This window comes from Pedobacter alpinus, assembly GCF_042684645.1.
Taxonomy (GTDB): Bacteria; Bacteroidota; Bacteroidia; order Sphingobacteriales; family Sphingobacteriaceae; genus Pseudopedobacter; species Pseudopedobacter alpinus.
Genome location: NZ_JBHULV010000022.1, coordinates 56,062 through 69,348, shown reverse-complemented (window position 1 = coordinate 69,348; position 13,287 = coordinate 56,062). Strand labels below are relative to the sequence as shown.

Genomic DNA, 13,287 nt, shown 5'->3' with positions numbered 1-13,287 from the left:
GTATTTCCAGGGGATGATATTTTTGGTAATTTTCCTCCAGGCTATTACATATTTCAAATAAGGGCAATTGGTGCTTGTGGCACATCTGATTGGGTGGAAACAGAAGTAGAATCGCTTGATTGTTCTATGAATAATTACCGTACAGGTAATTTTAATATTTATCCTAACCCTGCTAATAATGAGCTTAACTTAGAATTTCAGAGTTACGGTAACACACGCGAGATAAAAGTATTGAATGATAAGGGAGATATTTTAATTTCATCTCAAACTAAAAAGGGAGAGAAAACATCAAAATTGAATACTAAAGACCTGAAAAACGGCACATATTACCTCCATATAACAGACGGAAAAGAAACCATAAAGAAACAAATTATAGTAGCTCATTAACCATTTTTCACCTCATACAAAATCCTGATGATCTAAGAATTATCAGGATTTTTTTATGAACTTTAAATTTATAGCCTCATAAATTTATTCTACCTCTGCAACATCTATATATCAATAATGTTTTAATCATAATAAATTCATAATTGTTGGCTTATAATTGTTTTAATAAATTTGAAGTTTTTTTGTAACACTTTGACATATCCGTACGTCTTACCAATGTATTTTAAAATAAAATTTTCTAGTTGCTTAATTATCTGCAGTTAAGAATTAAAGCTAGTTAGTAAAAGTGTTAATGCAGGTGAACGCCCCGGAACGTGGGTCGTTTTTTTTGTTTATATCTTTTTTTAAATCTAATTGTTACCTAAGGTTTAAAAATTTCCTGCTATTTTTACTCCAAAATTAAGAATATGAATTTCCCTGCTGAATTAAAATACACTAAAGATCACGAATGGATTAAGGTGGAAGGCGAAGAAGCCTTTGTTGGTATTACTGCTTTTGCGCAACGCGAATTAGGTGATATTGTTTATGTTGACATCAATACCGTTGGTAGCGAAGTTAATGAAGGCGATGTTTTTGGAACTATTGAGGCTGTAAAAACTGTTTCTGATTTGTTTATGCCAATTACCGGTACTGTGGTTGAGATAAATGATAAATTAGATGCTAACCCAGAATTGGTGAATAGCGACCCTTACGGCGATGGCTGGATGGTGAAAATTAAATTCTCTGGCAGCGCAGATGCACTTTTATCTGTTGATGATTATAAAACTTTAATAGGAGTTTAAAATATGTTTAAAACGCTAAAGTTTCAGTGGCCAGCTATTGCATGGTCTTTACTGGTACTGATACTTTGTGATATACCTGTAAGTGAAGTACCTGGTCATCATCTCTTTTTTGAAGGGTTTGATAAAATGGTGCATTTAGGATTCTTTTTTGTACTTACCGTATTTTTATTTTATGGTAAAATAAAACAGCAAAACAGTTTTGAATATCGTTTTTATACCATTATTAAAATTGTTTTAGTTAATATAATTGTTGGCGGTGGCATAGAGCTTTTACAATGGAAGGTGTTCACTTACAGATCTGCAGAGTGGTGGGATTTCTTTTCTGATATGTTAGGAATGGGAATGGGTGTTTTTAGTTATTTATTATTGCACAGAAAAGCATATTCTTTTAAAAAATCAGCATGAAAAACCTCTTCAAAATCTTCATCTTACTTTTAGTGGTTTCCTTATTTAGTGCATGTGGAATTTTTAAGAAAGGTTGTAATTGCCCTAAATTTTCTAATAAGCGCATTATAAAATCCGCTAAAACTGTTTAAGGTTAAAATTGATTTTCGTCATTTCCGATTTTCTTATTTGGATTTAATTTAAATAAGGCTTAATTTCGGGCCAACTCATTTATACAAGCATGAAGTTATCGCAATTACGAATAGGTCAAAAAGGAATAATAAAAGAATTTACAGATTTAGAAATGTCTGTTAAATTAATGGAAATGGGTTGTTTACCAGGCGAAGTGGTTAAGGTAGAAAGAGTTGCGCCAATGGGAGATCCAATTGCAGTTTCTGTTGCTGGCTACCAATTATCTTTAAGAAAATTAGAAGCTTCAACTATTGAATTGATTTAATCTGATAGATTGAAAAGTAAAAAAATAGTTGCTTTAGTTGGTAATCCTAATACCGGAAAATCTACATTATTTAATGCTTTAACAGGTTTAAATCAAAAAGTAGGCAATTTTCCTGGGGTAACTGTTGATAAAAAACTTGGCTACACCAAATTAGCCGATGGCGAAAGCATAGAAATTGTAGATTTACCCGGAACCTACAGTTTGTACCCAAAAAGTGCCGATGAAACCATTGTTTTTGAAGTGCTTTCAGATAAAAAAAACCCTTCTTTTCCTGATGTTGTGGTAATAGTTGCGGATGCAACAAATTTAAAAAGAAACCTTTTATTATATACTCAAATTGCTGATTTAGGTATCCCAACCATCTTAGCTCTTAACATGATGGATTTGGCCCAAAAAAGCCATATCGATATTGATATCAATACACTTGCTAAAAGGTTAAATATACAGGTAGTTGCATTGGCCGCCCGTAAAACGCAAGGTATAGAAGAACTAAAAAAAGCAATACAATACCAAACTGGTTTAGCGCAACAGTTACCAACTATTGATGTGGAAAGTATTGCTCCTCAATTAATAAAAGACATTTCTAATTTATTAGGTTTAAGCAATCCTTACATAGCATTACAAATTGCCCATCAGCGTGAAAACCTAAAATACTTAACTAAAGAACAAATTAACAAGGTTGATGAAATAAGTAAAGAAAACGATTTTCATACACAAAAGGCACAAGCTGCAGAAACTATTGCTCGTTACAATTTTATTAACGATGTTTTAATAGATTCTGTAACCTATACTACTGTTGCTATTGAGGAAAGCATCAGTAATAAAATAGACCATTATTTAACCCATAAAATTTGGGGTTTTGCCATTTTTATAGGAATATTATTTGCCATTTTCCAATCTATTTTTGCGTGGTCAGAATATCCGATGATGTTGATAGAAACATTATTTGTATGGCTGGCAGAATTGGGACACAACAATTTACCCCCTGGTGTGCTCACAAATTTATTAATAGATGGTGTTTTAGCTGGCTTAAGCGGCGTAATGGTTTTTATCCCACAAATAGCTTTACTTTTTGCATTTATATCTATACTAGAAGATACCGGCTACATGTCGAGAGTTACCTTTATGATGGATAAGTTGATGCGGAAGGTTGGCTTAAACGGTAAATCTGTTGTGCCATTAATTGGCGGTTTAGCTTGTGCTGTACCAGCAATAATGAGCGCCCGTACCATTGAAAATTGGAAAGACAGAATGATAACCATTATGGTAACTCCTTTAGTGGGCTGCTCTGCCAGATTACCAATTTATACCTTATTAATTTCTTTAGTAGTACCTAAAACAATGGTTTTGGGCTTTATTAATTTACAAGGATTGGCTTTAATGTTTATGTATCTTTTAAGCATTGTAATGGCTGTTTTGGTTGCTTGGATAATGAAGTTTATTCTAAAAAGTAAGTTAAGAGGCTACTTTATAATGGAATTACCTGTTTACCGTATGCCACGGTGGAATAATGTGGGTATTACCATGTATGAAAGCGTTAAAACTTTTGTTACCGAAGCCGGTAAAGTAATTATTGCTGTATCAATTATTTTATGGGTATTAGCAAGTTATGGTCCTGGAGATAAGTTTGAGAAAATAGAAGCCAAATATCAAAACACAACATACACAAGCAAATACAATACTGATGAAATTGAAAAACAAATTGCATCAGAAAAGTTGGAAAATTCTTACGCAGGCATTTTAGGTAAAAGTATTGAGCCTGCCATTAAACCTTTGGGTTTTGATTGGAAAATAGGAATTGCATTAATTACTTCTTTTGCCGCCCGCGAGGTTTTTGTAGGGACTATGGCAACCTTATATTCAGTAGATGGCGATGCTGATAAGTTAGATTCTGTAAGAGAAAAAATGGCTGTCGCAAAAAACGCCAATACAGGTTTGCCTGTTTTTACTATCGCAGCAGCTTTTTCATTAATGATGTTTTACGCTTTTGCAATGCAGTGTATGAGTACAATGGCAGTTGTTTACCGCGAAACAAAAAATATTAAATGGCCAATTATACAGTTTGTTTATATGTTGGTTTTAGCTTACGCAACCAGTTACGTAACTTATATTGTTTTAAGTTAGGTCATAAAACAACTCTTCTTTTCTCCATTAATTTAATTAGAAATTTCTGTTTAAATCTTGTGCTTTTAGTTACAAGTGGTTATAAATTTTGTAAAAAATTGGTTAAAGTATTTTTTCGCATTTTCTACTCCTATCAAAACATTTTACATGTTTGTACGCTTTACCATTAGAAGCTAAAAATGATGTTAGATAAAAACATAGATGAATTAAGACAAATTGGAGACCCACCTGCCGATGCTTTTGTATCGCTTTATTTTGCCGATGCTGATAAAAAATTAAAACTAGATGAGGCGCTTAAAAAGTTAGTGTTTAACAAAGATTGGCAATTATTTTTAGCTACAATTCCGGAAGCTGTTTTTTTCGAAAATGGGCTAAGTAAAATAAATAAACCACCAATAAAAGAGATTACTAATACGCAAACATTCTACAAAAAAAAGGAAGAATTCATTTTACAGTTATTAGGTTTACTGTCGTTACCTTATTGTTATGCTGCCGCTGACGGCGCAAAAGTGCTTTACCAAACAGAAAGAATGTATAAAGATGTGAGGTTGCGTTTAGAGGAAACAGCAGAATTTGTTATCGCAGTTATGAGCAAAAACGCATTCGCTGATGATGGTGCGGGTATAGTTAAAATTTTTAAGGTAAGAGTGATGCATGCGGCCGCAAGGTTTTACCTGCAAAAAATGGGATGGGATGCAAAACTTGGAAAACCAGTAAACCAAGAAGACATGGCAGGCACTAATCTTTCTTTCTCTTTAATTGTAATTAGAGGTTTACGCAAAATGGGATTTACAATAGATTATAAAGATCAGTTAGCTTATATTAATTACTGGAATTACATTGGCGAAATGTTAGGCCTAATGCCATTGCTTTTACCAAAAAATGGCAAAGAAGCAAGAGACATAGATCTTAAAATAGCAGAACGACAGTTTAAACCATCGCCGGAAGGTAAACAACTAACCCAATCTTTATTAAACTGCTTTTATAGCCTAAATGATGGTAAACAGGTAAGTAATGAAGAAATACCTGCTTATATGCGCTTTTTGTTGGGCAATGAAGTAAGTGATATTTTGGATTTACCTCAAAAAATTTTTCCAACATCAAAAAGAATATTGCTACAAATTAAAAGCAGTTTAAGTTAAAGCTAAAAGAAAAATGCACAAAGCTTAAAGCTAAAACCTTTAACAGATTTGTATTCCCTAATTGTGAAATTATTTAATAGTTTATATAATATGATTATAGCTTTTCGCCATGTTGTGAGATATCTAATCCTAAATCTTCTTCCTCTTGAGAAACCCTTAAAGGTGTAATCATATCAGTAATTTTTAACAACAATAAAGATCCAAAAAAAGTAAAAATAGAGACTCCAACAAGTGCCCCTAAGTGAACCAAAAATAAACGTGTTTCTCCAAAAATTAAACCGTTACCAGTTTCATTTGCTGCATTTATTGATTGGTGTGCAAACACTCCAGTTAACAACATCCCAACCATACCACCAACTCCATGACAAGGAAAAACATCTAAAGTATCATCAATAGAAGTGCGAGTTCTCCAATCAACTACTATATTACTTACAACAGACGCTACAACACCAATAATTAAAGAGTGAGGAATGGTTACAAAGCCAGCGGCCGGGGTAATAGCCACCAAACCTACAACGGCACCAATACAAGTACCCATTGCCGATGGTTTTCTACCTTTATAAGAATCAAAAAATATCCATGCTAATGCAGCAGCGGCAGATGCAGACATGGTATTACCTAATGCTATTGCTGCAAGCGTATTAGCAGCATAAGCAGATCCACCATTAAAACCTATCCAACCAAACCACAATAAACCAGTACCTAATAAAACATAAGTAACACGAGCAGGATTATGATTAGGTTCGTTTCTCTTTTTTAAATACAAAGCAGAAGCTAAAGCAGCCCAACCTGCAGACATATGAACAACGGTTCCGCCAGCAAAATCTAATACTCCTAATTTAAACAACAAACCATCTGGGTGCCAAGTAGAGTGCGCTAATGGCGAATAAATAAAAATAAAAAACAGGCAAATAAATAAGCAATAAGATATAAATCTAATTCTTTCTGCAAAAGCACCAGTAATTAAAGCTGGCGTAATAATGGCAAATTTTAATTGATAAAAAGCAAATAATACCAATGGAATGGTTGGCGCTAAAGCCCAAGGTTTGCCATTAATAACATGATTCATCATAAAAAAAGTTGCCGGATTACCAATAACACCCCCAATAGATTCACCAAAAGATAAGCTAAAACCAAAAACCATCCATATTACAGTAATAATAGCCATACAAATAAAGCTTTGCAACATGGTTGATATGACATTCTTTTTATTTACCATACCCCCGTAAAAGAAGGCCAAACCAGGTGTCATTATTAAAACTAAGGCAACTGCTGTAAGCATCCATGCTACATCAGAATAATTATAATCCCCCTTATAGTTATCAAGCGGTAGGCTTGGATAAAAAAGTGTCAATAAAGCAATTATTGAAAGAAAAATAAACGGGATTTTAGATAGTTTTTTAGCCATTTTGGTATAAATAAATTTTATTTAATAGGCTAAATTAAAAAAAGAGATGAAATTAATGCAATTTTTATACTATAAATTATAAAAAACTTAAAAAGTGTAGAAAAAAACTTAAAAAAACCTATTATGAAAAGTGTTTTTAAGAATATGACAGATATGGAATATTTTTCTGAATGCTATAGGAATATGTGGAAGTCATTTTATAGATTTCTATACAATTACTTTAACCTTTTTAATTCAAAAAGATTGATTAGAAAATTAAAATACGGGGATATATGTTCTCAATTGTAAACCCACATCCCCATATTTAAATAAAAAATTAATTTAATTTACCCAATTGCAGTTAACAACTGCAATTAATTTAGTTAAAATGGTACAGAAATACTACCTCACCCGTAAAAGCAGGTTTTTTTTCATCCTTAACTTCTAAAGCTAAGGCAATATTTGCTTTGGTAACACCTCTTAAATTTACAATAGAAGCTAAGCTTACTTTTAACCTTACTTCGCTATCTACCTTAACTGGTTGTGCAAATCTTAGTTTCTCAATCCCGTAGTTAATTTCCATTTTCAGGTTTTGGATACTTACAATTTGTTTCCATAAAAAAGGAATCAACGAAAGTGTTAAATAACCATGCGCAATAGTAGTTTTGAAAGGGCTATCCGTTGCTGCTTTTTCGGTATCAATATGTATCCATTGATGATCAAGCGTGGCGTCAGCAAATAAATTAATTTGTGGTTGTTCTATTTTATGCCAGTTTGATGTGCCTAAATCTTTACCTAAATAAGCTTCAAATTCTTCGTAATTGCTAATTGTTATCATGTTATTTATTAAAAACTAATTTTTGAAAAAATATGTGAATGCTATTATTTAACTTTTTGTTGATGTAAAAGCGTTCCAGCCTTGTGCTTTAATTTCGTGGATGTTCCCAGCCTTGGTAATTAAGTAATTTCCGGCACTTTCCTCTGTAATGTAGCCAATAATAGAAATATCAACATCATGTTTCATTTTATCATAATCTGCTTGTTTAATGGTAAAAAGTAATTCATAATCTTCGCCACCATTTAATGCGCAAACAGTTGGATCTAAACCAAACTCTCTGGCCATATCAGCAGTCATTGGGTCTAATGGAATTTTCTCTTCGTAAATTTTACAACCTTTTTTAGATTGGCGAGTGATGTGTAAAATTTCGGAAGCTAAACCATCAGAAACATCTATCATAGCTGTTGGCTTAATTTTCATTTTAGCTAATAAATCAACAATATCTATGCGGGCTTCTGGCTTTAACTGGCGTTCTACAATGTAATCTTTCCCTTCTAAATCTGGCTGAATGTTCGGGTTACTTAAAAACACTTGCTTTTCTCTTTCTAATAATTGCAAACCAACATAAGCACCACCTAAATCGCCAGAAACACAAATTAAATCACCTTCTTCTGCTCCATCACGGTAAACTATATCTTCTTCATTTGCATAGCCAATGCTGGTTACGGAAATTACTAATCCTTGGCGAGAAGAAGTTGTATCGCCACCAATTAAATCTACATTAAATTTTTCGCAGGCCAAGAGCATTCCGGCGTATAACTCTTCAATAGCTTCTAATGGAAACTTGCTTGAAAAACCTAAAGAAACAGTTACTTGACTTGCTATACCGTTCATGGCATAAATATCACTCAGGTTTACTTGTATTGCTTTGTAGCCTAGGTGCTTAAAAGGAGTGAAAGCTAAATCAAAATGGATACCTTCTAATAGTAAGTCGGTAGAAATTAAAGTTTTTTTATCTTTAAAATCCAAAACCGCAGCATCATCGCCCACGCCTTTAATACTACTTTTGTTTTTTATATTGATGTGCTGAGTTAAGTGGTTAATTAAACCAAACTCGCCTAAACTTGCTATTTCTGTCTTTTCTGTTTGCTCGAACATGTTGTTGAGATTTTTTTTTACAAAAATAGTGAAATGAATTTATACAGGCGATGTTAAATAAATTAAACAAAAAAGCCCCACATTTCTGCGAGGCTTGAAATTCAAATTATTTAATCTACAACAATCTGAGTTTTGTACTGGTTAGCTATGCTCAGTATATAAATGCCTTTCGGCAATTCTTTGCCTATTTTAAAAATCGCTAGTTCATTGGAGAAATTCAATTTATTGCTAATTAGCTTTTTCCCTGACAAATCATAAACAGATACTGTTTGTTCTCCGTTTAAATTGGCGTTTTGAATATGTACTACACCATCTTTTATCGGGTTTGGATAAACCGAGAGGCTATTTTCTTTTAAACCTCCTAGTTTTACTATTCTTATACCCAATTCCTCAGTTTTACCATCAACATCTGTTTGGCTCAGTTTATAATAACTGGTTCCTGCAAAAGGACTAAAATCTATGGTTGAATAATTAGCTCCGTTATCTCCTTTTGAGTTTACATTTACCAATTTTTCAAATGTTTTACCGTCTTGGCTTTTTGATAAGGTGAAATAATTATTGCTTTTTTCTGATGCTGTTTGCCAAGTTAAACTAACCTGTTTTTCGTTTTTTGATGATGCTTCAAATGAAACCAGTTTTACAGGTAAAACTGTAGCTAAAGAAAACCGCTCGACATATAAATTAGATCCATAGGCTGCAATTAAATTATCTCCATTTACTGCCAAAGCTAGATTACTGGGAGTATAAGGTTGTCCATCTCTAGGGATTCCTAAAGAAACCCAATTTGTACCATCGAATTTTTTAACGAATGAGTTTTGACCAGCTCCTCCATCTAAATAAGCTATACAAGGCATATTGTTTACAAAAACTAAATCAATCTCATATGCTGCACCTACAGAAATACCAGCCGAACCTACCAAATCCCATTGATTTAAAGTACTGTTGTATTTTTTTACTACCGCTTTTCTATCACCAGCATTATTATAAGCTAAATATAGGTCTGTACCGTTAAAAGTAAGTTTTGCAGAAAGGGACCTAGCGCTAGAGATAGCATCGGTACCTACTTGTTCCCATAAATTTGTAACAGAATTATATTTTTTAACAAAAACTTTCTCTCCCAAAGCAATATCTGTAAATGCCACGTAAGGAACATTATTTAATACCGCCAAACTAGCATAGTAAGCAGTACCGCTTGATATACCTGCCGTACCTAAAGATTCCCATTGGTTTGCAACCATATTATATTTTTTTACATATACTAACCCACTGATAGCTTCATAACATATAAAGGGTGTTGCGTTATCAATCACAAATCTAATGAGATTAGGATTCTCACCAAAGCCAGCTGGACCTACAAAATCCCATTGGCTTAATGCTGTATTGTATATTTTAACGCCAACTTTCCCAGATGCTTCGCCACCATGAAAAGCCACATAGGGCACATTACCGTTAAAAGCAATTTGAGGCCTGCCAGCGTCCAAAGGTGAAAATTCAGTAGTGCCTACTACTTCCCATTTTGTACCATTAAACTTTTTAATAGTTGTTTTATTATCATTTTCGTAACCAGAAAAAGCTGCATAAGGAGTAGCATCAGCTGCTAAGCCAATACTTAAAAATTGTGCATCTTGGGATAATGGGCGAGAGCCTACATATTCCCAACTGGTGCTGTTAAACTTTTGTACGGCAAGTTTACTCTCATAACTGTAGTCTTCATAAGCAATATAAGGTACATTGTCCACAATACCTAAACTCAAATCCGTTGCATAAAAATTTTCAGGTGTAATTTTCGCAGGCCCTACTAATCCCCAGCTAGTGCCGTCAAATTTTTGTACTGTAGCTCTCGGAAAGTAGCCTCCATCAATTTCAGAGTAGGCTACATAGGGTGTGCCTCCATTAAAAGCCAAATTCAAATCACTAACATCTGAAGCTGAGAAACCCTCAGTACCCACTACCTGCCACTGGTTTAGTGATGAATTATATTTTTTTACCGTAGCATTTCCGGTTGAATAGAAATTATCGCTATACAAGACATAAACGGTATTATCTGCAAAAGCTAAATCAATTCCATAACTGAAAAAATCGTTTTGGCTATCTATTGATGTAAGGGTTTGCCAAGTGGTGCCATCAAATTTTCTTATAATTGGTTTAGAATTATTATTAATATACGCCACATAAGGATTGGTACCGTCTGAAATAATTTTAATAAAGCTTATTGATGTTCCTTCTGTAGAAAACCCTGCGGTACCAACCAATTCCCAACTGGTGGTAGTACTATTGTATTTTTGTACCGTAGCTTGGTTGCTGTTTCCGCCATCTACATAAGCAATGTAAGGCGTATTATTTATAATGGTTAAGCTAATTTCAGTAGCTGCTCCGGCAGAAAACCCTGCTGTACCTACTGTATCCCAAGTTGAGCTAGTGTTGTTAAATTGTTGTACTGTGGCCTTGTTACTTTTATTACCATCACTATATGCTACAACAGGTGTTGTACCTATAAAATCTAAATCAATATGCTTAGCAATACCTGCCGAAAAATTTATTGGCCCAAAATTTTCCCATTTATTGTTTACTAATCTTCTTACTGTAGCTTTTTGTGCTAAAAAACCATTTGAGAAGGCAACGTAAGGGATATTGTTATTTACTTTTAATTTAGGAAATTTAACGCGGCGTTCAAGGCTGGCTTCATTTAAGGGATCTGGCCCTATAGGTTGCCATGTTTGGGCTTTTAAATTATAACAGAAGAGTAAAAGAAATAAGTTAAATAAGTAATATCGTTTTTTCATTTTTTACACGTTTGTGCAAAAGATGAAAAAAATACTCAAATAAGTAAATTTTAAGCAACTCAAAAACAACTCAATTTCATCAATATCAAACTAATCACCTAACAAACAGCACACTAATAAAAGACCAATAAAATTATTAAAAGTTAGATTCACTTCTTGTGGTAGAAATATAAACCATTTCTTAAGACTATATTTTTTAGCTAATTTTTAAATGAATATAAATTACAATGGATGTTTCTAATTACTAATCATATTTTTAGCTTGTTCTAAAATTACATCTTCTTTCACTAAAACATCTTTAGAACTCATCTTTACTTCAACATCTGGAAAAACACCACGACCTTCTAAAACTCTTTGTTTCACAATAGGAATAACTTTAAGTGGTAAGCGTAATCTTAAATGGCTTTCTGGTAAAATAATATATGGAATATTACCCGCGGTGCATTTATTATAACCGCCACCAGTCTCTTCACCAATAAAAGTGCCTCTATTAACAGATTGTAAATTGGCCGAAAGTAGGGAAGTGGCCGAAAAAGAATGCCCGTTAATGATTGCAATCAAATTCCCGTTAAAAACATATTTCTTAGGTTTTAGCAATCTGTCTGTAGGTAATTTACTGTAATAACCAGCACTATCTTTTCTGATGATGATATGATTACCTAACCAAATTGTTGGGTAAAAAATAATATTAGATATCTTACTTACTTTACTTTGTTCTTTATATTTTAAGGCTTTAAATGTTCTTGCATTCATATCAGATCTTCCAGTAAACCTATGTTTTTCACTATACAAATACCTAAACAAAAGATTGCAAGCCATTAATTTACCACCGCCGTTATCTCTCAAATCTAATATTACGTTTTCTATATTTTTTTGTTCAATCTCTCTAAAACTCTCTTTAAAAAACTTATTGAAATTGCTTTTCTCAAAAGAAAAATCTTTCACTTTTACTATCGCTGTACTTTTTAAAGTGCTATCTATTTTAAAATCTAACAAAGGTTTTTTATCAGCATCAAAACCTTTGTACGCATTTTTTCTTTCAAATTGCTTTTTGGTTTTAGCTAATTTCTTTTGCTCAATAAGCTCTTCTTTGTTTGGTTTTTCGCCTTTTTTAGAAACTGGTTTTACTGTTTTTAAAGTGTAGTTAAATATTGTGGAATCTCTTTTGATATTTAATAATAAGCTATCTTTTTTACCGTAAGCTAAATAGTAATAATTAGCAAAAGAACCATTTAAAATCTCTTTCTGAAAAGTTTGATTTTCACCATCAGATGCAAACAATGATTTTTGCTTTGCTAATATTTCATGAATTGCCAAACCGTTAATGCTTAGTATTTCGTCACCAATTTTTAAGCTATCTAAACCTTTAACTTTTTTAGACCTTATGTAAACTTGGTTACTGCTTATAAAATAATTTAATTGCGTTAAAGCAGGCTGACCGGCCTTTTTTATGCTGTCTTTTTGTATTTTATTTAGTGTAATTCCAGGATAAACCAATCTTGTATGTCCGCATTTTACAGCTGTAACCAATGGGGCTAACATGCGGTAAAATTGAATGGAATTTAAAGAATCTGTTATGGCATTTTTTAAACTATCAAACTTAAAATCTAACGTTGGTTTAGTAACATACCAATATAAACCCGGGTGAGTTTCTTCTAAAGACTGTTTTACTAAAGCAATATCCTTTTTTAAAGCAGCTGCACTATGTTTTTTTTGTATGATTTGATTTTGCTTTTTAGTACTGTTACAAGATATAAATGTTAATGCTATTAAAATATAAAGGACAATAAATTTCATAATACGTTATAAACTAAGTATTTTACTTTTGTTTCAAAGGTTAACAAATCTAAAAAATTACAGCTAATATTTATTGATAAATGCTGTTTTCTAAAGCCAATTCCTAAA

11 protein-coding genes are annotated in these 13,287 nt (G+C 32.8%); 6 read left to right on the top strand and 5 right to left on the bottom strand.

The window, feature by feature from the left end; all coding sequences use genetic code 11:
* From ACFSSE_RS06860 to ACFSSE_RS06835, 6 genes are all read left to right on the top strand, one after another.
* On the top strand, positions 1-387 hold a 387-nt coding region (locus tag ACFSSE_RS06860), incomplete at its 5' end, for a T9SS type A sorting domain-containing protein (RefSeq protein WP_379100829.1).
* 407 nt (positions 388-794) lie between these two features.
* Complete coding sequence (gcvH, locus tag ACFSSE_RS06855; RefSeq protein ID WP_379042926.1) at positions 795-1,169, top strand: glycine cleavage system protein GcvH; 375 nt, start codon at positions 795-797, stop codon at positions 1,167-1,169.
* Positions 1,170-1,172: 3 nt separating this feature from the next.
* Entirely contained in the window at positions 1,173-1,574 is a 402-nt protein-coding gene (locus ACFSSE_RS06850) for a VanZ family protein (RefSeq protein WP_379042923.1), read from the top strand.
* A gap of 220 nt (positions 1,575-1,794) precedes the next feature.
* Positions 1,795-2,010, top strand: coding sequence for a FeoA family protein (locus ACFSSE_RS06845; RefSeq protein WP_379042920.1), 216 nt, complete (start codon positions 1,795-1,797; stop codon positions 2,008-2,010).
* A 9-nt stretch (positions 2,011-2,019) separates the two neighbouring features.
* A complete protein-coding gene (feoB, locus tag ACFSSE_RS06840; RefSeq protein ID WP_379042917.1) occupies positions 2,020-4,134 on the top strand; it encodes a ferrous iron transport protein B in 2,115 nt (704 codons plus the stop codon).
* A gap of 179 nt (positions 4,135-4,313) precedes the next feature.
* Positions 4,314-5,276 carry an oxygenase MpaB family protein gene (locus ACFSSE_RS06835; protein WP_379042914.1) on the top strand — a complete coding sequence of 321 codons (963 nt, stop codon included), beginning with the start codon at positions 4,314-4,316 and terminating at the stop codon, positions 5,274-5,276.
* Between the two features lie 94 nt (positions 5,277-5,370).
* On the opposite strand, the gene ACFSSE_RS06830 is transcribed toward ACFSSE_RS06835, so the two are convergent.
* From ACFSSE_RS06830 to ACFSSE_RS06810, 5 genes are all read right to left on the bottom strand, one after another.
* Entirely contained in the window at positions 5,371-6,684 is a 1,314-nt protein-coding gene (locus ACFSSE_RS06830; protein ID WP_379042912.1) for an ammonium transporter, read from the bottom strand.
* A 358-nt stretch (positions 6,685-7,042) separates the two neighbouring features.
* On the bottom strand, positions 7,043-7,501 hold the full coding sequence (locus tag ACFSSE_RS06825) for a MaoC family dehydratase (protein WP_379042909.1): 459 nt from the start codon (positions 7,499-7,501) through the stop codon (positions 7,043-7,045).
* Positions 7,502-7,549: 48 nt separating this feature from the next.
* The gene (gene thiL, locus ACFSSE_RS06820; protein WP_379042906.1) at positions 7,550-8,599 is read right to left on the bottom strand and encodes a thiamine-phosphate kinase; all 1,050 of its coding nucleotides are present in this window, start codon (positions 8,597-8,599) and stop codon (positions 7,550-7,552) included.
* Positions 8,600-8,709: 110 nt separating this feature from the next.
* Positions 8,710-11,382 carry a T9SS type A sorting domain-containing protein gene (locus ACFSSE_RS06815; protein WP_379042903.1) on the bottom strand — a complete coding sequence of 891 codons (2,673 nt, stop codon included), beginning with the start codon at positions 11,380-11,382 and terminating at the stop codon, positions 8,710-8,712.
* Positions 11,383-11,619: 237 nt separating this feature from the next.
* Positions 11,620-13,179 carry a S41 family peptidase gene (locus tag ACFSSE_RS06810; RefSeq protein WP_379042900.1) on the bottom strand — a complete coding sequence of 520 codons (1,560 nt, stop codon included), beginning with the start codon at positions 13,177-13,179 and terminating at the stop codon, positions 11,620-11,622.
* Positions 13,180-13,287 lie beyond the last annotated feature (108 nt).